Origin of the sequence: Streptomyces sp. NBC_00306, assembly GCF_036169555.1 — a bacterium.
In the GTDB taxonomy this organism is placed as follows: domain Bacteria; phylum Actinomycetota; class Actinomycetes; order Streptomycetales; family Streptomycetaceae; genus Streptomyces; species Streptomyces achmelvichensis.
Map to the genome: position 1 here is coordinate 6521405 of NZ_CP108032.1, position 22505 is coordinate 6543909.

Below are 22505 nucleotides of genomic sequence, written 5' to 3' on the forward strand. Positions count from 1 at the left end.
ACGCGTGCGCCGGCGTTGAGTCCCAGGGGGAGAGCGGGGGCATCTGCGCAACAACAGAACCGCGGACCCGGTCGTCACCCCGCTCGACCCCCGGGCCCGTTCCATCAATGGGAAGAACGAGGAACCGCCATGGCGGCTTCGCGCATCGTCATCGAGAACTGTGCCATCGCGACCGTGGACGCGGACGACACCGAGTACGCGTCCGGGTACATCGTCGTCGCCGACAACCGGATCGAGTCGGTGGGCGCCGGACAGGCCCCCGCCGGACTGGAGAACGTGGTCCGCCGCATCGACGGCACCGGCCATCTCGCCACGCCCGGTCTGATCAACACGCACCACCACTTCTACCAGTGGATCACCCGGGGCCTCGCCACCGACCACAACCTGTTCAACTGGCTGGTGGCGCTGTACCCGACGTGGGCGCGGATCGACGAGCCGATGGCCCGCGCGGCCGCACAGGGCTCCCTCGCCATGATGGCCCGCGGCGGAGTCACCACCGCCATGGACCACCACTACGTCTACCCGCGGGGCTCCGGCGACCTGTCCGGCGCGATCATCGGCGCCGCGAGCGAGATGGGTGTCCGCTTCACGCTCGCCCGCGGTTCCATGGACCGTGGCAAGTCCGCCGGCGGACTGCCGCCGGACTTCGCCGTCGAGTCCCTCGAAGGCGCGCTCGCCGCCACCGAGGAGACCATCGACAAGCACCACGACGCCTCCTTCGACGCGATGACGCAGATCGCCGTCGCGCCGTGCTCCCCCTTCTCCGTCTCCACCGAACTGCTGCGGCAGGGCGCCGAGCTGGCACGCCGCAAGAACGTCCGGCTGCACACGCACGGCTCCGAGACCGTCGAGGAGGAGGAGTTCTGCAAGGAACTCTTCGGGATGGGCCCGACCGACTACTTCGAGTCGACCGGCTGGCTCGGCCAGGACGTGTGGATGGCCCACTGCGTCCACATGAACGACTCGGACATCGCCGCCTTCGGCCGTACGGGCACGGGCGTCGCGCACTGCCCGTCCTCCAACGCACGGCTCGCCGCCGGCATCGCCCGGGTTCCCGACATGCTGAAGGCGGGCGTCCCCGTCGGCCTCGGCGTCGACGGCACCGCCTCCAACGAGTCGGGCGAACTGCACACCGAGCTGCGCAACGCGCTGCTCGTCAACCGCCTCGGCCCCCACCGCGAGGCCGCCCTGAACGCGCGCCAAGCCCTGCGCCTCGGCACGTACGGCGGTGCCCAGGTCCTCGGCCGCGCCGAGCAGATCGGCTCGCTGGAGGCCGGCAAGCTCGCCGACCTCGTGCTGTGGAAGCTGGACACGCTCGCCCACTCCTCCATCGCCGACCCGGTGATCGCGCTCGTCTTCGGCGCGGCAGCCCCCGTATCCCTCTCCCTCGTGAACGGCAGGACCGTCGTCGAGGACAACCACCTGACCACGGTGGACGAGGACGCCATCGCCCGCTCCGCGCGGGACGAGGCACAGCGCCTGGCGCGGATCGCCGCACAGGACTGACCCAAGCGTCCGGTCGAGGGGGACGGCCCTCGACCGGAAGCCGTGGACCCGAGCGGGGTCCATGGCAGCCGTGACCGGGGGGTGCGGCACCGCATATCGGTGCCGCGCCTCCCGGGACGGTGACTCGTGTCTTCACACCCCCGAAGCACCGGGCTCACCGCTGCACCACTTCGCACCACCTCCCTGACACCCGCGTCACCGCCGACGTGTAACCGACCGGAGGAACCGACCGTGGCCGCACAGCCCAGGTTTCCGAACGATGCAGACACACCCGCAGACGCGACAGCAGACGCAGACGCGGTACCGGCAGCGCCGGACGTACCGACGGAGAAGCATCCGGTCGACGAGACCCTGCCTCCTCTGAAGATGTTCACCAGCGGCCTTCAGCATGTGGCCGCGATGTATGCGGGTGTGGTGGCCCCGCCCATGATCGTGGGGCCCGCCGTGGGGCTGAGCGCCACGGACACGGCCTTCCTGATGGGGGCCAGCCTCTTCACCGCCGGCATAGCCACCCTTCTCCAGACGCTCGGCTTCTGGAAGGTCGGCGCCCGGCTCCCGTTCGTCAACGGTGTCTCCTTCGCCGGAGTGACCCCGATGGTCGCCATCGGCAGGGACCGCGGAGCGGACGGCATCACCGTCATCTTCGGCGCGATCATCGTCGCCAGCGTGCTCGGTTTCGTCCTCACGCCGTACTTCTCGAAGCTGGTCCGCTTCTTCCCGCCCGTCGTCACGGGCACCGTCATCACCCTCATCGGCGTGTCGCTGCTGCCGGTGGCCTTCAACTGGTCGCAGGGCGGCAACTCCACGGCCGACGACTACGGTTCGATGAAGAACATCGGCATGGCGGCCCTCACCTTCGTGATCGTGCTGGCCCTGCGCAAGGTCCTGCGCGGGTTTCTCCAGCAGATCGCGATCCTGCTCGGCCTCGTCGCGGGCACGGTGATCGCGGCGCCGCTCGGCATGGCGAACCTCGACGCCATCAAGAACGCCGACATCGTCGGCTTCCCCACGCCCTTCCACTTCGGCGCGCCGCAGTTCGAGATCGCCGCGATCGTCTCCATGTGCATCGTGATGCTCGTCTGTATGACGGAGTCGACCGCCGACATGCTCGCCCTCGGCAGGATCGTGGATCGGCCGGCCGACGAGCGGGTCATCGAGGGCGGGCTGCGGGCCGACACCCTCGGCAGCGCCATCAGCCCGCTGTTCAACGGATTCATGTGCAGCGCCTTCGCCCAGAACATCGGCCTGGTCGCGATGACGAAGGTCCGCAGCCGCTTCGTCGTCGCCGCGGGCGGCGGCATCCTGATCCTGCTGGGCCTGTGCCCCGTCGCCGCCTCGGTGATCGCGCTCGTACCGCTGCCGGTCCTCGGCGGCGCGGGCATCGTCCTCTTCGGCTCGGTCGCGGCGAGCGGCATCCAGACGCTGGCCACCGCCGCCCTGGAGAAGGGCGAGAACGCGCTGATCGTCGCCGCGTCGGTCGGCATCGGACTGATCCCGATCGCCGCGCCGGAGTTCTACCACGCCTTCCCCGAGGACGCGCTCGTCGTCCTCGACTCCGGCATCTCCACCGGCTGCATCGTGGCGATCGCGCTCAACCTCGCCTTCAACCACCTGGGAAAGAAGGGCAGTTCGGACGAGGTGCAGGAGGACGGGCAGGGCAGCGGGAAGCCGGACGGGGCGACGGTGGCCGCACCGGCGGCGGCGGTGCACTGAGCGAGCCTTCACCGATGACGGCAGGGAGGCGGACGCGCGAGAGGGCGCGTACCCCACGACGGGTACGCGCCCTCTCCGTCCGACGCCGGGCCGCGTGTGGCGGGCTCGAGGCGGTCAGTCGATATGGAAGCTGTCGCCGTAGACCTTCCAGTCGAGCGGCGTGTTCAGGTTGAGGTTGTTCTTCTGCACGAAGACCCGCTGAGCGGTGTCGACCCGGCTCGTGTCCTCGTGCGCCTCCTCCTGCTTCATCGCCCAGACACGGGCGTCGAGGAACGCGTTGAGGTAGGTCTTCTCGTTGCCGCCCTGGGCCGGGGGCTTGGCCTTGGCCAGTGCCCGCTTGCGGATGCTGCTGAAGCTGGTCGAGTCGCCGCCGTCGCCGTGCATCACGATGGCGTCGTAGTAGATGAACTGGCCCAGCACGCCGACACCGTCGCTCTTGCCGCGGCTCACCGCCGGGTTGAAGTACACCCGGTCCCGCTCGTCGTTCTGCGCCGTCTTGAACGCGGAGTCCTCGGCCGCCTTTTTCCAGTCCTTCGTGAAGTCCGGGTCGAGGCCGGCGTGCGAGTCGCTGCCGTCGACGTTGCGCAGCGCGGGCAGGTACTTGGCGAGGACGTTGCCCGGCTTGCGCTGCGTGTAGAGCTCGACAAGGTCGAGCATGTCGCCGGTGCCGGAGCAGAACCCGATGATCCCTGCGGTGTAGCCGCGCCCGTCGCCTATGTCCTCGATGTACTTGTACTGGGCCTTCCAGTCCAGCGAGGAGTTCTCCGCGCTGGAGACGATCTTCATGGCGATTTCCTTCTTCGCCGGGTCGTCGAGCCCGACGGCGGCCGGGGCCACCGCGGTCGTGGAACGGCCGTCGCCGGCGTCCGAAGGGGAGTTGGCCGCGAAGGCGGTGGCGGGCACCGCGATCAGTGTCACGCCGAGTGCCACGCGGGGGAAGAACCTGAGCGGACTCTTGGCGCGCTTGTGGGGGGTGGGCACCGTGCCTCCAGGGGGAGTTCGTCGTTCCGTATTCTGTTAGGAAGCTTTCCTATCAGAGCCGGGAACGACTCGTACACCCTTTCCCCGCAAGGAAATTCGACCCTGTCGCGGGCCGTGGACCCCGCAGCGGAAGACCCGCCAGGTCAGCGCCCCGGCCACGCCATGAGGTTGTTGAAGAGCTCCGCCTGCTCGATCGCGTCGTCCAGTCCGTGATGCGTGTGCCGCCTCGTGGAGTGGAGCTCCGGCGGCATGGTTCCCTTCGCGACAGCGCGCAGCGGAAGCCGCGCCTTGGTGGCGTACAGGGTCTTCATGTCGAAGCAGCCGGAGTGGCCGAACGGGCTCGCGCCGGTGAACCTGATCAGATACCAGTACAGGAACATCCAGTCGTAGGAGGCGGGGTAACCGCACATCACCGGCTGCGCACCGGTGGAGACCTCCCGCACCCAGGCACCGAACTCGGCCATGGCGTCGACCGGTTCGCTGCCCCCGGCGATCAGTGCGTCCCGGTCCAGCCCGCTCACCGCGAGGGCCTCCGGTACGAAGTCCTCGCTGATGGGGCGCAGTTCCCGGTAGAACGTCCGCGCCTGCGGATCGGCCGGCTCATAACCGTCGGCGTCCTGGCGGCCCGCCACGGCGGCACCGAAACTGATCATCGAGTAGGGGCCCGGGATCGGACCGTCCGCCTCGATGTCGACGGAGATGTAGAGGCTGGGTTTCACGCGTGGTGCCGTACGTCGTGCCATACCGGGAGCATCGCACCGGAGCGGCTGACGGCACATCCGCATTACGGGGCACGGGCTCCGGCCACAGGCGCATCGGGGCGGGAGCCGGTGTCGGAGGCGTTGTCAGACCCCCGTGACATGCTCGGAAGCATGGATCACGAGCAGGTTTTCGCCGGTCTGGACAGCGTGCGCTGGGCCGAGTTGGAGCATGCGTACGGCGAAGCCGACGACCTCCCCGGCATGCTGCGTGCGCTCGCGGGCGACGACGAGCAGTCGGCCGAGGCGCTCGACGAGTTGTGGAGCAGCATCCTGCACCAGGGCACGGTGTACGCAGCCACCGTGCAGGCCGTGCCCTTCCTGGCGCGGCTGGCCGCGGCAGGGACACGGACCGTCGATCTGCTCGTCCTGCTCGGTGGCATGGCCGAGAGCGACGACGTGTACGGACTGTCCGATCCCGGCGCGTGCCGGGCAGCCGTCGCCGCCCAACTCCCCCTGATCCTTCCGCTGTTCGCGTCCCAGGATGCGCGAGTGCGTCAGGCCGCGGTCTGGACGGCCGGCAGCACCGGTGCCGCTCCCGCCCTGCCGCAGCTGCGCCGGTTGTGGGACGAGGAGACCGAACCGGGTGTCCGGGCGGAGGTGCTCGCGGCGCTGGTGCGGCTCGGCCACCCGGATGCCGCGGATGCCGCCCTGAAGGCGATCGCGCCCGGTGAACCCGCCGAGCTGCGGGTCGTCGCGGCCATGGCCTGCCTGGACGCCGGTCTGTCGTGGACGCCCGCGCACCAGGACACCCTGGTGTCGCTGCTCCCGGCGGACCGGCATGTCGCCGGCCGCTTCGACCAGGCACGCACCGAGCCGCTGCACCATGTCGTCGACACGCTGCTGCGGCGCGACACCGCCCAGGACCGCTCCTCGGCCTACGAGTTGATCCAGGCGGCCCTGGCCGCCGCGGACCCCGAGGCCCGGAAGGAGGCGCTGTGGGCGGCCGAGCACGCCTGCATGATCTCCCGCAGCGCCCCGGGCCGGCTGGCTCCCTCCCTGCTGGCCCTGCTGAAGCTCGGTGAGCACACGGCCTCCCTGCTGCCCGTCCTCGACAAGCTCGGCGTCCACGCGCAGTCGGCGGCCCCGGCGCTGGCCGCGCTCGCCGCAGGGGGTGGCGACCTGGCGGACCGGGCACTCGCGGTGCTGGTGCGGGTCGCGCCGCACGAGGCCGCCCCGCTGCTCGCCCGCGACCTCCCCGACCGCTCACGTGCCCTCGCGGCGGCGTGCGGATTCCCCGGAAAGCGGCGTGAGCGTGATATGCCGTACGCGCCGGAGCTGCTCAACGCCATCCGCATTCGGCTGACCGACGACGAACTGGCGGGGAACGAACCGGTGTGGCTGACCGGCCTGCTGGTGGCCTGGGGTGTGCGGGCGGCGGCCGCCCTGCCCGAACTGACCGCGGTGATGGACCGCTTCCCGGCGGCCGTGCCCCGGGCGCTCGCGGCGGTCTGCCCGCCCGACAGCCGCGACGCCACGGCGGCCGTCCTGCGGCGTGCAGCCGCCACGGGGCCGCCGGAGGGCCGGTACGCGGCGGCCGACGCCCTGTGGAACCTGACCGGTGAGACCGGCCCGCTGGTGGACGAACTCCGGCGCCGGCTGGAGCAGAGCGCGGGACCCGAGGCCTGCCGCACCGCGGGCGCGCTCGGCGAGGAAGGCGCCTGTCTGGTCCCGCAGTTGCGCTCGGCCCTGACGCCCGCGGGCCGTAGGCGCACCGTTCCCGAGCTCGACGCGGACATCCAGACAGCGCTCGCGCTGTGGCGGCTGACCGGGGAGGCGAACGAGACGGTCGATGTGCTCGGGGGCGTCCTGGCCGAGGCTTCCGACGGAACCTGGACGCGCTGGTCGCTTCGTGAAGCAGCTCTCGCCGCCGCCCATGTGGGCCCGGCGGCACAGGCGTTGACGCCCGCCCTCGAGGGTCTGCTGGACGACCCCTCCCATGCCCCGGCCGCGATCAGCGCCCTCCAGGCGATCAGCGGGACGCCGGACCCTGTCCGTACGGCGGAGATACTCCTGACCTCCGTCGAGCGGAACGCAGACGCCGACACAGCGCTCGACGCCTTGGGCGCGCTCGGCCCCGAGGCCCTGACGCCCACGGTCAGTGCCCGGCTGAAGGCGCTGGCCGAACGCGATCTGCGGGTCGTGACGTCGGGACTGGAGCCGGAGATGGTCCCGGCGGACGAGCGGCTGAGGGAGCGCGCGCGGAAGCTGCTCGGGGCCTGACGGTGCATCGCGGGCTGTCGGCGGCGTCACGGTGGTGCCGGGTCCGACCGGCGGCGGACGCGGACCGGGCTCCGGCCCACGACCAGGCGTCACTCACCGGGCGCCTCCCGTCCGGGCGCGGCTTCCCGAGGGACCGCCCGCCCGGATGCGGCACGAGGACGGCCGGCTCAGTTCCCCGGCTGCCAGTCGGGACGCCGCCCGCTGAACCCGATGACCTGGTCGAGGAGCGGCGCGTCGGCAGGGACGTCGACGACGGGTCCGAACGCGTCGCCGCGCGCCTCTTCGTCCCCGGGCGCCGGCTTCATCATCCCGTACGACTCGCGCAGGCTCGCCTCGTCGCAGGCGTACTTCTGTCCGGTGGCCCGGGCCAGGTCCCACCCGTGGACGACGAGCTCGTTCAGCGCCACCCGGCCGGCGATCGCGGCGGGGAAGGTGATCCCGCCGGCTTGCGTATCGCCCTCCCACGCCTCGGGCACGGTCCACGCGTCGGCCAGTTCGTCCAGCCGTCGCGGCAGCACGTCCCGCCAGTCGTCGCCGAGGACGGGCCGCGAATCGCCGGGACTGGAGGCGGTCAACGGACCGAGGTCCTTGCGCGCGGCATCGCGGAAGGCGGTGGACAGCAGGACGACATGGGCCAGCAGTTCCCGCACGGCGTACTCGGGACAGGGGGTCGGATCCCCGAGCCGCTCGTCCGGGATGCCGGCGATGAGCTGCCTCACCGCGTCGGCGGCGGGGTGGAGGTCGGGGCCGGAGGTCTGCGCTGTGGAATCCATACCAGGGGAGACCGTGCCCGGGTCCGAAATTCATCGCTGGAGCATCCAGAGCCCGGGCGATAGGCTCCGACCTGCCTTTTGCCACCGTCGATTCCTGGAGCGCACGTGCCTGAGAACGACCCGGCCGACCCCGTGACGGAACACTTCGGGGCGGAGGGCCTGCGCCGCTTCCCGGCCGTGTCCCTTGCCGGGGTTCTGCTGCCTGACCACTCGGTGCGGGCGGTCCTGTCCGAGACCGGTGTTCCCATGGCCGTCGGCCCGGGGCGCGCACCGACTCCATAGGCCGTCGGCCCGGGGCGCACACCGACTACATAGCAGGACTCAAGAAGAGTCATGGTCGGTAAGACAGAACAAGGACTGTGCATGACCCCGACCCCCGTGACCGCGCAGGACATCATCGCGACCCATGGCCTCGACGGCGTTGTGTTCTTCCCGCGGGCGGTTCATGAGAAATCGGAGATCGGCGCCCAAGCCGCCGCCTTCCTGGCGCATGTCGGCATACCGACCGACTCGGTGTTCCTCGCGCGCAATGTTTCGACAGATCCTTCTGAGGACTCGGTGCATGTCGGTGCCTGGGCCGCCGAAAGGGATGTACCGGTTCCCGAGAAGTATCGATCCTGGCTCGTCCTCGGGTATTTCCCCTGTGCCACGGCGGCATTCAATCCGGAGGACGGCCGGGTCTACTCGTTCGCCGACGACGGCGAGGGTGAGCCCGTCCTGATCCATGAGAGTCTCGAATCCCTCGTGCGCGCTCTGATCGTTCTGAAGGAATTCATGAAGGACAGGGCGGTGGACCCGGACCTCTCGCCCGAGCGGATCCGGATCAGCATCGAAACCTTCGACAGGAACCCCTTCGCCGACGAGGATTCCGCCTGGAGCCAGATCTACGAAGAAATGTCCGACGGCATCTTCTGACGGCACGTCCTCGAGTGACCGCACATCCTCGAGCGGGGACGGCCCGGGCGTCCTACACCCTGCGGCTGCCAGATGGTGTGCCCACGGGACAGCCCTCAGAACGACGTCTCGCGCACACTCGCCCGGTCCGACGGCTCCGTCGTCGCCGTGACCTCCGAGCGCTGCCGCTCGGCCGCGAACGTCACCGTCAGCGTCTCCGGGGCGCTCTGCGTCGTACTCGCCGTGAAGCCCTGGTTCGGCACCGCCGAGATCAGACACACCCCGCCGCTGCCGTAGCGCACCGTGGCCCTGCCGCCCCGGGACGAGATGGTGTGCACACCGGAGCCGCCCTCCTGGCAGCCCTGGTTCCCGGCCGGCTTCTCGTCGGACGGCGGATCCTGCGGGCTCGGCGTCGCGCGCGGTGTCGGCGGCCGGGACTCCCGCGGCTTGCCGGCCGTCTTCGTCGGAGTCGGCTCAGGCTGCCGCCGGGAGGCGCTCGGAGAGGGCGTGGGGCTCGGGGAGCGCGTGGGTCGCGCCGAGGGTGTGGGGGAGGCCGAGAAGTCCTCCGGTGCCGACTGCGCCACCGGCGCCGTGGGCCTGGTCGAGCCGACCACGAAGTGGACCGTGAATATCACGGCCGTGACGCTGGCTGTCGTGCACGACAGCCAGATGAGCAGATAGCGAAGGTACCGGGGCACGGCACCATACTGGCGGACCGGCTAACGTTCCTGCCCATGGCCTCCGTACTTGTCGTCGAGGACGACCCTGTGATCCGTGCCGCACTGACCGAGGTCCTCAGTGCGCACGGGTATGCGATCAAGACCGCTCACCAGGGGTTCGAAGCGCTGCGCGAGGTCACCCAGGGCCCGCCGGACATCGTCGTGCTCGACCTCGGACTGCCCGATCTGGACGGTCTCGACGTGCTGCGGATGATCCGCGGGATCTCCCGGGTGCCGGTGCTCGTCGCCACGGCCCGCGACGACGACCGGGAGGTCATCAGGCTCCTCAACGCGGGGGCCGACGACTACATGGTCAAGCCGTTCTCCGGCGGGCAGCTCGCCGCCCGGATCGCCGCAGTGCTGCGGCGGTCCGCGCCCGATGCGAACCGGGACCGGGAGCCCGTCCTCCAGGTCGCGGACCTCCGCATCGACACGCTCGCCCGTACCGTGCACCTCGCCGACCACGAGCTCTCGCTCACGCGGCGCGAGTTCGACCTGCTCGCCTACCTCGCCGCCAACGCCGACCAGGTCATGTCCCGTACGCGAATACTTTCCGAGGTGTGGCAGCAGCCGTATCTGGAGGACCAGACGGTCGACGTCCACCTCTCCTCGCTGCGCAGAAAGCTCGGCGAGAAGGCCTCGCGGCCCCGGTACCTCCACACCGTGCGCGGCATCGGGATCAAGCTGGTCAGCTCACCATGAGACGCGCCCTCGCAGGCATCGCCCTCGCCGTGACCACGATGGTCGCGCTGTCCTTCCTCATCCCCCTGGCCCTGCTCGTACGCGAACAGGCCCGGGACCGGGTCACCACCGCCGCCGAGCAGCGGGCGGCCGCCCTGTCGCCGGTACTCGCCCTGACGACGAAGCCGGCCGATGTGCAGCAGGCGGTCTCGGGCCTGGGCTCCGACGACCAGCTGGCCGTACGGCTCCCGGACGGCGATCTCGTCGGCACGGTGCACGCCCCCCGGCAGGCGCTGGAACGGGCCGTGAGCAAGCGCGAGACGCTGGCGATGAACACCGCCGACGGCTGGATCTACTTGCAGCCCGTGGTCCTCGCCGAGGACCGGGTCGCGGTCGTCGAGTCGTACGTGCCCGGCGCGGATCTGACCCGTGGGGTCTGGGCGTCGTGGGGCGTGATGGCGCTGCTGGCCATCGGACTGGTGGGCGGTTCGGTGCTGGTCGCCGACCGGCTGGGCGCCCGGGTGGTCCGCTCCTCGCGGAGCCTGAAGAGCGCGTCCCTGGCCCTGGGCTCCGGCGACCTCGACGTACGGGTGGAGCCGGACGGGCCGCCGGAACTCCAGGAGGCCGGCGCGGCGTTCAACCACATGGCCGACCGCGTCGTCCAACTGCTCGCCATCGAGCGGGAGATGGTGGCCGACCTCTCGCACCGGCTCAGGACGCCGCTGACCGCGCTGTACCTGGAAGTGGACCTGATCAGGGGCTCACCGGGAGCCGGACGCATCACCGCGGCCGTCGAACAGCTCGAGACCGAGCTCGACTCGATCATCACGGCGGCCCGGACCCCGCTTGCCGCGGGCCAGGCGGGCGGGACGGTGTCGTCGAGATCGTCGGAGATGGCCGAAGTGGTCGCGATGCGGCTCGACTTCTGGTCCGTGCTTGCGGCACAGCAGGAGCGGCTGTGCGAGCGTTCCTTCACCCCACGGCGTACGCCGGTCCGCTTCCCGGAGGACGATCTCGCGGCTGTCGTCGACGCGCTGATCGGCAACGTCTTCCGGCACACCCCGCAGGGCACCGCCTTCGCCGTACGGGTGGAGCGCGACGACCGGAGCGTGCGGCTGACGGTGGACGACGCGGGACCCGGCTTCGCGGACCCGGAGACCGCGCTCACCCGCGGGGTCAGCGTCGGCGGTTCCACGGGACTCGGCCTGGACATCGTGGCCAGGGCGGCCCATGACGCGGGCGGAGAGCTGGAGATATCGCGTGGGCCGATGGGGGGCGGGCGGGTACGGGTGTCGTTCGCGCTGGCGGACGCGGGGGAGTAGTCAGCGGGTCCGGCAGCCTCTGTGGTGCCGACCGCGCCCGGTCAGCGGCGGGCGCCGAAGTTCTGGGTCCACCAGGGGCCGCCGTCGCCGACGTGTACGCCGACGCCTATCTCCTTGAACGAGCAGTTCAGTATGTTGGCGCGGTGGCCGGGGCTGTTCATCCACGAGTCCATGACCGAGGCGGCGTCCGACTGGCCGCGGGCTATGTTCTCGCCCAGCGTGGACCAGGCGTATCCGGCGGCCTCCACCCGGCTGGTCATGGTGGACCCGTCGGGGCCGGTGTGGGACATCACGCCGCTCGCGGCCATGGTGTCGCTGTAGTCGTCGGCGGCCTTGGTCAGCTGTGCGTTCGCGGTCAGGGGCGAGCAACCGGCCGACGCGCGCTCCTTGTTGACGAGGGCGAGGACCTGCGCCTCGGCGCCGTTCGAGCTGCCGCCGTCCGAATTGCCCGACCCGCCGGACCCGGAGCCGGACCCACCGGACACCGGGCCCGACGTGCGCCCTCCGCCGCTGCCGCCCGTGCCCTTGGCGCTCTTCGCGTTGGTCTTCGGGGCGGTCGTGGGGGTCTTCTTCGCCTTGGGCTTGACCGGCACACTCGCGGTCGGGCTCGGCGTGGCCGACGGACTGGGACTCGCGGACGCGGACGGCGAGGCAGAGGCGCTGCCGGTCGTGTCCTCGCCGGCCGTCGTGTCGGGAACGCTGTCGGCGGCGGTCGTCACACGCTCCCCCTTGCCGCCCTCATCCCCGCCGCCGGTGAGCAGGGTGGCCCCGACGCCGGCCGTGACGGTGAGCGCGCCCAGTGCCAGGACGAGGTTCCGCTTTCCGGGCCCGTCCTTGCGGCGGGCGTGGGAGCGGGATCGAGCGGCACGGTGGGAGCTCATGCGTCAGGCACCTCGTCGGTTCGGCGAGCCGGTAACCCCGGTAGGCGCGCGGACGCGCCCACCGGGACTGTGGGGGGTTGCTGAGAGAGCCTATGGCGGACGGGGGCCGGGGAGGGGGCCCGGAAGGGCTTCTTCAACAAGCCCTAAGGAAGCCATAAGACTTCGATCGGGCGGGTGGGGGGCGTCGGGTGGTGGCGTGCCTCGCATGGGCGGACGTGTTTCCGCCGACCCGCGAAGCCGGTTCGCCCGACGGCGGGACCGGAATTCCCAGAAGACGTCGAACGTGTCGATGTGCCGCCGGATCTCTGCCAGGACCTCTTCGCCACCGCCCGTGGCCGGAAGGGGCAACGGCATTTCCTCTCCGTCGGCCATGGCGAGGCTGCTGACGAATCGCACGAGATCCGGCGCCGGTGCGAACGAGTTCCGCAGCCACAAGGCGAAGAGGGCCGCTTCGTCGGCGGTCACATCGACGAGGTGATGAAGGCGGCCCCGAACAGGGAACCGGTGCAACCGGGGCAAGGACGAGATGCGACCATCGAGGTTCCAGGGGCGCCGTCGATGAGTATTCCGGACGGGCAGATGGCCCGCCTGCACACCAGGCATTACCCAGGAGTTCTATGGCAGGGAGCGGTTCGGTGAGGCACTACGACCCCGGCAAATCCGCTCCCAACGGCGACCTTCTCCCGAAGCCGAACGAGCCCGGGGCGCGGGGGCGGGCGTACGGATCCCGGGCGTGAACAGCAGGAAGGCCGGCAGAGGTCCCTCAATGAACAGCATCAGTGGTGATTCCTCTCGCGAGCGGTCCGCCCGTCGCCGTGTGCGGGTCCTCGGCGTCGTGGTGCTGGCGGTCATCGCCTGCGTTGCCGCGGCAGTCGGAGGGTTCGCGTACTTCGCCGACGATGGGTCGTCGGACCGGGCGGACGATGAGATGACCTGCTGCTGGGAAAGCGGCGCAACTCCTGCATGGATGAGCGAGAAGATCGGCATCCGCATCCCGAAGGCGGCTTCGGACCGGCGGGCCGGATACAAGACCGGCAGCCGCCACGACACGGGACTGCTCGTCTTCACCCTCTCCAGTCAGGAGGCGAACGAGTACACGTCCCGGCTGATCCGGCCGGGTACCAAGATGATCCGGAACTTCCATCCCGAGGAGAAGGATTACCGCCCGGCGGCCGCCTTCGCCCACCTCGAGCTTCCGGAGCCGGAGATCTTCGTCGAGGGGCTGCGGCGGGTGAGTCTGTGCCCTGATGACCTCAAGACCCCTGAGGGCCGGTATCTGCGCCGTTGCGTCGACCTCTTCGCGCACGAATTCCAGCCGGGCAGTACGCGCATCTATGTCAGGTCGTCGATCGAGCCGGGCCTGACCCCACCCCCTGCGACCAGCACGTAGCAGAAGGCCCTTCCGGTGCACGGACCGGAAATGCAGCAGACCGGCCCCCGATCTCCTGGAGGCCATCAAGAGCGCAGGGCGATCCGCTCCCAACTGACAGAGCATGACGGCCATGAGCCGCGTATCAGCCGGCTCACGCTGTGCCGTAGGAGGGTCAGACGCAATGACGGACCGCGATGTGCTGAGGACAACGTTCAGTTTCGCGCCGCCCGTCGACGACGCTGCGGCCTGGCACCTGCGGCTCGACGACCTCGCAGCAGGCATCGTGGAAGCCTTTCCCGGAGCTTCCACCTCCTGGGGCGCAGACCTGGGGCCGCGGTCGGCCGAGGCCTTGACCTTCGAAGTGCCGCTGGGTGCAGGGGTGTGGTTGGAAGGGCTGGCTACCACCCCCTGTCCGGAGGTCGGCTCGGTCATGGTGATGCACGCGTCGGCAGCCGAGGCCGCAAGGTTCGCCCTGTGGCTGCGCGACTCGTTCGTCCCTTCGCCCGATCTGGTCCGATTCACCAGTGAGATGGCGTTGAACAACGGTGACGACGCCCATGGGCATCTTCCCCCGTACGGAAGCGTCGATGAGATCGCCCAGACGCTCCAACAGCACATCGACGCGACCGGCCGATCGTGAGCTGTCGAGCCCTTCGAACTCCGCATGCCCACGCGAGAGTTGCGGCGCGCCTTGGAGCGCGTCGTAGGGGAGTCGGGGTGTCCCAGCCCTTTAAAGAACCGCTCCGTCAACTGCCAGATCTCGGCCCTCTCCGGCCGGGTCACGTTCCTGCCGCGGCCGGCGCGCCGGCAGGGAAGTAGTCCGGCCGGGAGGCGACCGCCTGGCCGAGGACCACTTGCGTCCACTCTTCGTGAAGGAACTCGGCGTCCCAGCCCGAGTCATTGAGTTCGTCGAGCATCGAACGCCAATTCCGCGGAGTCCGGGTTGTCGTCGAGGGTCTGTTTGCTGTTGCCGGGTTCGGCTTCGCGTACGACTCGTACGACTCGCAGGGCCAACGGGTCGACATGGCTGATCTCCACGCGTCCCAGTAGCTCTTCACCGCCGAGTTCCAGCAAGCGGGCCCGCAGGTCCGCCGCGAGGTTCTTGTTGGACGTGGTCAGCAGAACCGGCTCGGTTCGCCCGGCAGTCAGTTGCGACACAAGGTGCCTGGCGCGGTGCAGGGCGACGATGGTCTTGCCCGTGCCGGGGCCGCCGCCCACCCGGGCCGGGCCGGAGGAGTCGCGTTCCACGAGCTTGGCCTGAGTGGGGTGCAGGCGCCTGATGTACGCGCCGGTCTCCGAGTGGACTGATCGGGTCCGGGCCGCATCGGGGGCGGTCGTCGTTCCTTTTTCAAACCGTCGCCTTGACGTAGATACGGGTGACACCGGCGCCGAGTTCGTGCGCGAAGAGGTCGATACACGTTTTCAGGTGTCTGCCCTCAGGGGTGGTCAACTCGTCGGGGCACTCGCTGCCTTGTGTCAACCCTTCGACGAGGGTCTCCGGCTCCGGCAGGCCGAGGTGGGCGAAACCGCCCGGCGGGCGGAAGTCCTGATCCTGCGGGTGGAGGTTGCCGACCATTTGCGTTCCCTTCCGGAACAGGCGGGACGTGTAGGCATCGGCGTCGTCCGTGGGGAGCGTGAAGGCGAGAACTCCCGTGTCGTCGCGCTCGCCGATCTTGTGGCCCGCGCGTCGGTCTGTCGCTGGTTCGGGAATCCGGATACCGATCAGCTCGCTCAGCGCTGCCGGTGTGACGCCTTCGCGCCAGCAGCACGCGTCGGCCTTCTCTGCCCTGCCGACGGATACATCACTGCCGCTGAACAGGATCCCGCTCACCACCGCAGCCATGACCACCATCACAGCCGTGCCGGAGATCAACAGCCGTGCCGCAACGGAGAGGCCGGCACGTTCGTCGGCGGCGGATCGCTTCATGGCTGCCGATCACCTTCCCTTCTGCTGCTCGCGGCCCGGATCCGTTCGTCCGCCCTCACGGCCTGCCTCGTCGGGTGCAGGCAGGGGGGCCGGAGACGTGGTGGAGCCCAGGTCGTAGTGCTTGACCGAGCTGCTGCCCGCCATGTCGAATTCCTTCGCCGTACCTACCGTGTGCAGGCGCGCCATGTCGCCATCGGGGATGCTCATGTCCACCCCCGCGGGACCGTCAATGGTCACGCCCTTGTTCTCGTCCCAGTTGTAGCGGTCCCATGCGTTGACCTGGTAGTCCAGGCTGACCTGCGGCTGTCCGTTCGTGTCGGGAACGACAGTTACCACACCGGTGACGTTGGTCCGCGTGGAACCGACCGCGTAGTACCAGTTCTGCTGGGTCTCCTGCGGGAAGGAGTAGTCCCGGAGGTTCTGGGTTTCGACGGGAAACGCCACGGGCCGGCCCCCGTTCTGGTGGAACTCTTGCAACGCCTGCTCGCGCCAGCTGGCCTCGTTGCTCGTGATCGCCTTGTCGACATAAGCGCGGTAGGCGGAGTCGTCGGACATCATCTTGTCCACCGGGAGTGTCATGTCCCTGCCGCTGTTGCCCAGGTAGTGGGCCATGTGGCGGGAGGCGTCGCTCATACCCATCCAGTCCGCGCCTTCGGAGATGAGGTTCATCTTCTCCCGCGTCCTGCGGTCGGCGGCTCCCGGCTTCTCTGTCCCGTAGAGGCCGGCCCCGGGATCGGGGGCCACCTGCTTGACGGTGGGGGAGAAAACCCCCGCGGCAAGCAGATCGTTCTTGTGGCCGAGCCACAGGTCCGCACGTGCCGACGGGCTCAGGGACTGCCAGAGCCGCTGAAGTTCGGCCCGCTGTTCGGCGTTGGCGCGGTCTCCGAGTGATGCGAGTCTGGTGGCACGCGGGATCTGGTCCTCGTCCAACGAGGTGTACGTGGCGTGCCCGGCGTTGTACGGATCACTGCCGTGGCTGCGTCGCAGCGCCCGTGTCAGAGCCGCGTCCACTTCGGCGGCATGGCTGACGAGAGCGGTGAGTGTGTCCGCGTACCACTGCATCATGTCCTTGGTGCGCTGGGAGGCCCCGTCGGCGTCACAGAAAGCTTCCATCACCTTGACGGTTCCGTCGCCGGCATCGGTCACCAGCAGCCCGGGGTCAGGGCCCTCGGCGCGATCCGGATTTCCCTTCCGGGCCTCGGCCGTCAGCTGTCTGGCGCGCTTCTGAAGGTGTTTGAGTTCGCCGCAGGCGTCCTCGAGTACAGCCGCAATGCTCTTCGCCTCGTGGTGAAGATCGAAGACCTCCTTGGCCGACGCCCGGACGAAGTCCTTCGTGACGATCGCGTTCAGCCCTGCCCACCTGGCCCGGTCCGACAGCTGTACCAGCCCGCTGTACACGTCTGTCCTCAGTCGCTCGAGCTTACTGGCCACCGCTCGCCAGTGGTCAGCCGACTGATCCAGTCGTGCGAGGTCGACCTCGATGAGGTCTGTGTAGGTGAAAGCCCCCATGATTTGTCCCCTACTTGACGTACTTCGAGATCTCGGACACCGGCACGGCAGTGCCGTCACGTCCCCTCAGGGAGGCGGCGATCTCGGCCTCGTCCCGCGCATGGGACTTCTTCGAAAAGTCCAGGTGGTTCGAGATGTGCGCGTACATCTGGAGCACTGTCTTCACCTGCGACTCCCAGACCTCCAGCGTGATGAGGAGTTCGCCGCCCGCGCTGAAGTTCCGCGCTGTCAGTTCGGCTGCGGCGCGGGCCGTCGAACCCACGCCGTCGGACCCCGCGCCCGCTCCGGCGACGTCGGCACCCTTCCGCAGTTCTCCGTGCACCCGGAATGCCTCGTTGCCGACCAACCCCAGGTCGTCCTGGTGAACCACCAGGTCGGCTGCGTCAGCTGTGCCCGACGAGCCGGTGCTGTTCAGCTCCATCCCGCCTGCGTGCCTCGCACGGGCGTGGGACGTGTGCTGCGCCCAATCCGCTTCGAATCCCATAGCTCCCCCAAGCTGCCGAGTCTCTGGCAATGATCTTATGCGGGTTGCGAGGCCAGGGCAGTGCTGAGGGTCGGCTTCAAGCCTCCGGCGGCCGGTTGCCGGACGATCGACATTCCGACGAAGAGCCACCAGGGAGGGGACTCCTGGAGCGACCTCGATCCGAGGAGTCGAGCGGACTGACCGGGTCCGAGCGGCCGCCATGTGAATCGTCGATCACAACTCCTTCTGCGACGACCGTCCGCACACCCGGAGCGCCGCAGAGGATGACTGGAGTCCAGTGCGTACGGCGCCGACCCGACCGGCAGGCGAACCGCGGAGACGTGGACGCGGTTCGGGCACGTCCAACACCTGACCCGTATCGCTCCGAGTCTTGCGGTGGACGACAACGTACCCGGAGCACGGCATCGGTAGCCGATGATCCATGTTTCTACGCATTCGGCCACGGCCTAGCGCTCCGCCTCGCCATCATGGGGCCATGCAAAAGCTCGAGGCACACGAGATGCCCTTGCACAAGGTGTTCAGCAGTGACTACGACTTCCACATCCCGGATTACCAGCGCCCCTACGCCTGGGAGGAGGAGCAGGCGGTCCAGCTGCTGACGGATCTCGTGGAAGCTCTGGACCGAGGCACGGAGGAGCCGTATTTCCTCGGCTCGATCGTGCTGGTCAAGAACAGCGGGACGTCGCGTGCCGAGGTCATCGACGGCCAGCAGAGGCTCACCACCTTGACCATCCTGCTCTCCGTGCTGCGTGACGTCGCAGAAGACGCGGAGATCCGGGACGACCTGGACAAGCTCGTGAGTGAGCCGGGTGACAAGATCCAGGGGCTCGCCAAGCAGCCGCGCCTCGCCTTGCGTGAGCGTGACAAGCACTTCTTCGAGCGATACGTACAGAACAAGGAAGCCGTACCGCATTTGCTCACCCTCGTGCCGGAGAAGCTCGACACTGATGCGCAGAGGGCGATCATCCGCAACGCACGGGCGCTGCACGACAGAGTGGCCATCTGGTCGGAGAGGCGTCGACTGGAATTGCTTCGGATGCTCGTCGGGCGGACCTATCTGGTCGTCGTCAGTACCCCGGACCTGGACAGCGCGCACCGCATCTTCAGTGTCATGAACTCGCGCGGACTCGACCTCTCGCCCACTGACATTTTCAAGGCGCGGATCATTGGAGACCTTCCCGAGCCGACCGCCGGTCAGTGCGCCACAGCGTGGGAGGACGCGGAGGAAGCCCTTGGCCGTGACGACTTCGCCGACCTCTTCCTCCACCTGCGCATGATCTACGCCAAGAAGCGGGCAGAGCAGGAACTGCTCAAGGAGTTCCCGGAGCAGGTGCTCAGCCGCTACCTCCCCGGCGAGGGAGAGGTGTTCGTCAACGACGTGCTCCGCCCTTACGCCGACGCCTACGTCCGGGTCCGCGACGCCGTCTACGAAGCACCCTTTGGAGCCGAGAAGGTCAACACGTGGTTTCGCAGGCTCCAGCAGGTCGACAACAACGACTGGCGCCCCGCAGCGCTCTGGGCGCTGCGCCACCGCGAGAACGACCCCGTGTGGCTCGACCGGTTCCTGGGGGCACTGGAACGGCTCTCCGCCAGCATGTTCATCCGGCGCGTCTACACCACTCCCCGTGTCACCCGGTACGCGGAGTTGCTGCGCCAGCTCGATCAGGGCGCCGGACTCGACGCCGAGGCACTGGAGTTGTCGGACCCGGAACGTGCCGAGACGCGGGCGAAGTTGGACGGCGACCTCTACCTCGTTGGCAGGATCCGCAAGTACGTGCTCCTGAGGGTCGACGAGGTTCTTGCACGCGGCCAGGGGGTCACGTACGACCACCCAATCATCACGGTCGAGCACGTCCTGCCGCAGAACCCGAAGCCGGACTCCGAGTGGACCCGTCTCTTCGACGAGGAGCAGCGCCTTGCCTGGACCCACCGGCTGGGAAACCTGGTCCTTCTCAACCGGGTCAAGAACTCAGCAGCCCAGAACCACGAGTTCGCCGTGAAGAAGGCCACCTACTTCGCCGGCCGGAACGGGGTGGTGCCCTTCGCGCTGACGACCCAGGTGCTCCAGCACACCGAGTGGAACCCCGCACTCGTCGGTTCACGGCAGAAGCAACTGGTCGGCCTGCTCGCCGAGGAATGGCGGCTCTAAGCGTCCCGCATGGTCGGACGCGAAGGAGCCGGCCGTCTGAGCGGCCTGCACTGGCTTACGCGCGTCCGCGCGGCCGGCCGGGCTGGGGATGCAGTCGATACACACAACGATGCGAGGAGTCAGGACATGGCAACAGAGGACATTGACGATCCGGAGCCGGCGGAAGACGGACGCGAGCACAAAGTTCTCGCCGTGCTGGACAAGGCGATAGCCGCCCAGAGCCCGCTGGTGCGCAAGAACATCGCGCGAGCTCGCCAGCGCAACCCGGAGGCGACACCGGCCGAGGTGCTCCGCACTCTGGAGCGGATGTACGTCAGCGCCTTGACCGGGACGGGCGCCGCGGTCGGGGGAGCCGCCGCCGCACCCGGCGTCGGCACGGGAGTCGCGCTGGCACTGTCGGCGGGTGAGGCGCTCTCCTCGCTCGAGCTCAGCGCCCTGTTCGCGCTCTCGGTGGCCGAGGTCCACGGAGTCTCCATCGACGAGATCGAGCGCCGGCGGACCATCGTGATGGGGGTCATGCTCGGCGGATCGGGCTCCGCCACCATCACCAAGGTCGCCGAGCGCACGGGCCAGCACTGGGGCCGTCAGGTCGTGGCCAAGGTACCGGTCGAGACGTTGCGTCAGATCAACAAGATCCTGGGGAAGAACTTCGTCCCCAAGTACGGGACCAAGCAGGGGATCATCGTCCTAGGACGCGTGGCACCGTTCGGCATCGGCGCCGTGATCGGTGGGGGCGCCAACGCCGCCCTCGCAACGCTGACGGTGAGGGCCGGTCGCCGCGCGTTCGGCCCGCCGCCGACGTCGTGGCCGGAGCCGACACACATCATCTGACGCAGCCTCAGGCCCACGTCACGCGTCCTGGCGGAGCGTCGACCCCTGGGTGCCGGTGGGACCGGCACCCGGCGGTTAGAGTGGGAGGACCGCCCACACCGTCTTGCCCGGCGCCGTGGTCCTCGGGGTCACACCCCAGTCGGCGGCCAACGCCTCGACGAGCAGCAGCCCGCGGCCGGACTCACGGTCCGACGCGTGAGGGCGTGGCCCCGACGCCGGTTGTCGCTCCGAGCTGGTGTCGGTGACCTCGATGCGTGCCGTGTCGGGCGTTGCGGTGAGCCGCAGGTTGAAGTCCCGCTCGGGGACGTACCCGTGCGTGACGGCGTTTGCGACCAGTTCCGCTGCCACCAGGGTCACCGTCTGGTTGCCCTCACCCTCGTAGGGGTGGCCCCACTCGTGCAGCCAGTGCGACATCAGACGCCGGGCGAGGCGCGCCCCGCGCGGGGTCGAGGTGAACTGCATGGCGAACTCGCGGACGGGCGCCGAAGTCTGTGTGATCGGTCGGCTCATGCCCTCACACTGAGGGCGGGCTGACCCTTGTGACCAGGGAGTACGCGCGCACGGCGTTCCTCTGTACGCGGAGGCACGCTCTGCGTACGCGCAGCCTTCACGGCACGGTTGTTCAGGATCGTCACGCCCGTCGGGACGACGCCAGACCTCCGGTGTCACCCCGCAGGAACGAACAGGGTCAGCCCAAGCACCGCGGCGAGAGCGAACAGCCCCGGGAAGACGTACCACCACCTGCGCCGCAATAGGGCTGGGCCGAGGTGGCCGGCGGCCGGCGGCTTGGTGACACCGCTGAGGGCTGGGAACGACTGCCACGCGCCGCGTTCTTGCCGTGCGGGGTTCAACTTCGGATCACTCTTCCGCAGGGCTTCGATGCGCTTCAGACGCTCGGCGCGGCCGATGTCCTTCGGTGCCCGGACCGGCCCACGCTCGGTCGTCGCGACGACCAGCGGTCCGGGATCCCTTGTCGACAGGATCGATGCGCCGGCCTTCCGCAGGTCGTCATGACCAGCTTCCTCACCGCCACACGCTGCGGCAGACGGTACAACGCTTGAGCGCGGGCTGCTCCTTGGATGCTTCGGAGACGATCCCCCACCCGGACGGCGAGTCCTCCGTGGCCACGACGGTAGGCACCCACGCGGAAGTTCGGGAAGAGGCTGGCGGAAACCGGTGACCTCTCCCCGAATGCGGCATGCCGTGGCCAGTGCCTCCGAAGGGAGTGACTCGCCGCTACGGTGTCACCCATGCCTGCGGCGGTGCGGTGCGGTGTGACGCGTGACGAGGAGTTGGTGTGGCGAACCTGATGCGGCAGATGCGATTCGGAGCCGATGTGGGCTACCACAGCTTCTGCCTCCAGGAGTCGGACGACGCGACCCTCCCGGTGCCCTACCCGGACGACTCCGTCTTCGGGCAGTTCCTCAGCCTGTTCCCCGGCCGGATCGACATCTTCAGTGCCGGTCACACGCACACCGCCGCAGTGACCGCCGAGGTGTGGGACGGACGGCCGCCGGAGGAGGATCGCAGTCGCTGGGACGAGTACGGGGAGGGCGAGTACGTCTCCATGAGTGGCATCGTGGCGGTCTGGTCGATGAGCCTGGGGCGGACCGAGCAGGACATCCCGTTGTCCGCCGGGGGCGGCCGTTGGCGCGTCCAAGTACACTCCGCCGGACGGGCGGAGGTCGAGCGTCAGTCCGCCGAGACGGGCACCGCCGATGGCGTGGAGCGCTACCTCATCCGCTTCTGGCCTGCGGAGTAGGCGCGGTGGGACGCCGGTTG

Annotated in this window: 21 protein-coding genes and 1 pseudogene; 12 read left to right on the plus strand and 10 right to left on the minus strand. The window is 69.2% G+C overall.

The annotated features are described in order from the left end of the window. Positions 1-129 precede the first annotated feature (129 nt). Positions 130-1506 (plus strand): 8-oxoguanine deaminase, encoded by a 1377-nt coding sequence (locus tag OHA05_RS29060; RefSeq protein ID WP_313943332.1) that lies wholly within the window; start codon positions 130-132, stop codon positions 1504-1506. Positions 1507-1737: 231 nt separating this feature from the next. After that, positions 1738-3219: a nucleobase:cation symporter-2 family protein gene (locus OHA05_RS29065; protein WP_443043798.1), complete on the plus strand. Its 1482-nt coding sequence runs from the start codon at positions 1738-1740 to the stop codon at positions 3217-3219. Between the two features lie 114 nt (positions 3220-3333). Here OHA05_RS29065 and OHA05_RS29070 read toward each other — a convergent pair whose 3' ends face one another. Together OHA05_RS29070 and OHA05_RS29075 are read right to left on the minus strand one after the other, a co-directional pair. Then, on the minus strand, positions 3334-4200 hold the full coding sequence (locus tag OHA05_RS29070) for a chitosanase (protein WP_443043799.1): 867 nt from the start codon (positions 4198-4200) through the stop codon (positions 3334-3336). 143 nt (positions 4201-4343) lie between these two features. Then, complete coding sequence (locus tag OHA05_RS29075; RefSeq protein WP_328862139.1) at positions 4344-4943, minus strand: 3'-5' exonuclease; 600 nt, start codon at positions 4941-4943, stop codon at positions 4344-4346. Between the two features lie 129 nt (positions 4944-5072). On the opposite strand from OHA05_RS29075, the gene OHA05_RS29080 reads away from it, so the two are divergent. Beyond that, complete coding sequence (locus OHA05_RS29080) at positions 5073-7181, plus strand: HEAT repeat domain-containing protein (RefSeq protein ID WP_328862140.1); 2109 nt, start codon at positions 5073-5075, stop codon at positions 7179-7181. A 167-nt stretch (positions 7182-7348) separates the two neighbouring features. On the opposite strand, the gene OHA05_RS29085 is transcribed toward OHA05_RS29080, so the two are convergent. Then, positions 7349-7954, minus strand: a complete 606-nt coding sequence (locus tag OHA05_RS29085; protein ID WP_328862141.1) for a TIGR03086 family metal-binding protein — start codon at positions 7952-7954, stop codon at positions 7349-7351. A 105-nt stretch (positions 7955-8059) separates the two neighbouring features. Between OHA05_RS29085 and OHA05_RS29090 the strand changes: the two genes are divergently transcribed. Then, complete coding sequence (locus OHA05_RS29090) at positions 8060-8236, plus strand: hypothetical protein (RefSeq protein WP_328862142.1); 177 nt, start codon at positions 8060-8062, stop codon at positions 8234-8236. 81 nt (positions 8237-8317) lie between these two features. Next, positions 8318-8869, plus strand: a complete 552-nt coding sequence (locus OHA05_RS29095; protein ID WP_328862143.1) for an SUKH-4 family immunity protein — start codon at positions 8318-8320, stop codon at positions 8867-8869. 95 nt (positions 8870-8964) lie between these two features. Here the strand turns inward: OHA05_RS29095 and OHA05_RS29100 are convergent, their stop codons facing one another. Continuing rightward, positions 8965-9546, minus strand: a complete 582-nt coding sequence (locus OHA05_RS29100; RefSeq protein ID WP_328862144.1) for a hypothetical protein — start codon at positions 9544-9546, stop codon at positions 8965-8967. 36 nt (positions 9547-9582) lie between these two features. Between OHA05_RS29100 and OHA05_RS29105 the strand changes: the two genes are divergently transcribed. Both OHA05_RS29105 and OHA05_RS29110 read left to right on the plus strand, forming a co-directional pair. Then, positions 9583-10269, plus strand: coding sequence for a response regulator transcription factor (locus tag OHA05_RS29105; protein ID WP_313943323.1), 687 nt, complete (start codon positions 9583-9585; stop codon positions 10267-10269). Beyond that, the gene (locus OHA05_RS29110; protein WP_313943321.1) at positions 10266-11570 is read left to right on the plus strand and encodes a HAMP domain-containing sensor histidine kinase; all 1305 of its coding nucleotides are present in this window, start codon (positions 10266-10268) and stop codon (positions 11568-11570) included. The genes OHA05_RS29105 and OHA05_RS29110 overlap by 4 nt, the downstream gene beginning before the upstream one ends. A 41-nt stretch (positions 11571-11611) precedes the next feature. On the opposite strand, the gene OHA05_RS29115 is transcribed toward OHA05_RS29110, so the two are convergent. Beyond that, positions 11612-12451: a CAP domain-containing protein gene (locus OHA05_RS29115; protein ID WP_328862145.1), complete on the minus strand. Its 840-nt coding sequence runs from the start codon at positions 12449-12451 to the stop codon at positions 11612-11614. 766 nt (positions 12452-13217) lie between these two features. Between OHA05_RS29115 and OHA05_RS29120 the strand changes: the two genes are divergently transcribed. After that, positions 13218-13841 (plus strand): hypothetical protein, encoded by a 624-nt coding sequence (locus OHA05_RS29120; RefSeq protein ID WP_313943319.1) that lies wholly within the window; start codon positions 13218-13220, stop codon positions 13839-13841. 163 nt (positions 13842-14004) lie between these two features. Continuing rightward, positions 14005-14463: a hypothetical protein gene (locus tag OHA05_RS29125; RefSeq protein WP_313943318.1), complete on the plus strand. Its 459-nt coding sequence runs from the start codon at positions 14005-14007 to the stop codon at positions 14461-14463. 29 nt (positions 14464-14492) lie between these two features. Here the strand turns inward: OHA05_RS29125 and OHA05_RS38290 are convergent. The 4 genes and pseudogenes from OHA05_RS38290 to OHA05_RS29150 all read right to left on the minus strand — a co-directional run. Then, positions 14493-15098, minus strand: a pseudogene (locus OHA05_RS38290) (UvrD-helicase domain-containing protein); the annotation flags it as partial. Positions 15099-15171: 73 nt separating this feature from the next. Then, the gene (locus OHA05_RS29140) at positions 15172-15750 is read right to left on the minus strand and encodes a hypothetical protein (protein ID WP_328862148.1); all 579 of its coding nucleotides are present in this window, start codon (positions 15748-15750) and stop codon (positions 15172-15174) included. A gap of 9 nt (positions 15751-15759) precedes the next feature. Next, positions 15760-17148, minus strand: a complete 1389-nt coding sequence (locus OHA05_RS29145; protein WP_328862149.1) for a hypothetical protein — start codon at positions 17146-17148, stop codon at positions 15760-15762. 121 nt (positions 17149-17269) lie between these two features. Next, positions 17270-17743 carry a hypothetical protein gene (locus tag OHA05_RS29150; protein WP_413777709.1) on the minus strand — a complete coding sequence of 158 codons (474 nt, stop codon included), beginning with the start codon at positions 17741-17743 and terminating at the stop codon, positions 17270-17272. A gap of 475 nt (positions 17744-18218) precedes the next feature. Here OHA05_RS29150 and OHA05_RS29155 point away from each other — a divergent pair, with 475 nt between their 5' ends. Further along, positions 18219-19892: a DUF262 domain-containing protein gene (locus OHA05_RS29155; protein ID WP_313943312.1), complete on the plus strand. Its 1674-nt coding sequence runs from the start codon at positions 18219-18221 to the stop codon at positions 19890-19892. Between the two features lie 126 nt (positions 19893-20018). Further along, positions 20019-20723: a hypothetical protein gene (locus OHA05_RS29160; RefSeq protein WP_328862150.1), complete on the plus strand. Its 705-nt coding sequence runs from the start codon at positions 20019-20021 to the stop codon at positions 20721-20723. 75 nt (positions 20724-20798) lie between these two features. Here the strand turns inward: OHA05_RS29160 and OHA05_RS29165 are convergent, their stop codons facing one another. Then, positions 20799-21233 carry an ATP-binding protein gene (locus tag OHA05_RS29165; RefSeq protein WP_328862151.1) on the minus strand — a complete coding sequence of 145 codons (435 nt, stop codon included), beginning with the start codon at positions 21231-21233 and terminating at the stop codon, positions 20799-20801. A 787-nt stretch (positions 21234-22020) separates the two neighbouring features. On the opposite strand from OHA05_RS29165, the gene OHA05_RS29170 reads away from it, so the two are divergent. After that, the gene (locus tag OHA05_RS29170; protein WP_313943309.1) at positions 22021-22485 is read left to right on the plus strand and encodes a hypothetical protein; all 465 of its coding nucleotides are present in this window, start codon (positions 22021-22023) and stop codon (positions 22483-22485) included. Positions 22486-22505 lie beyond the last annotated feature (20 nt).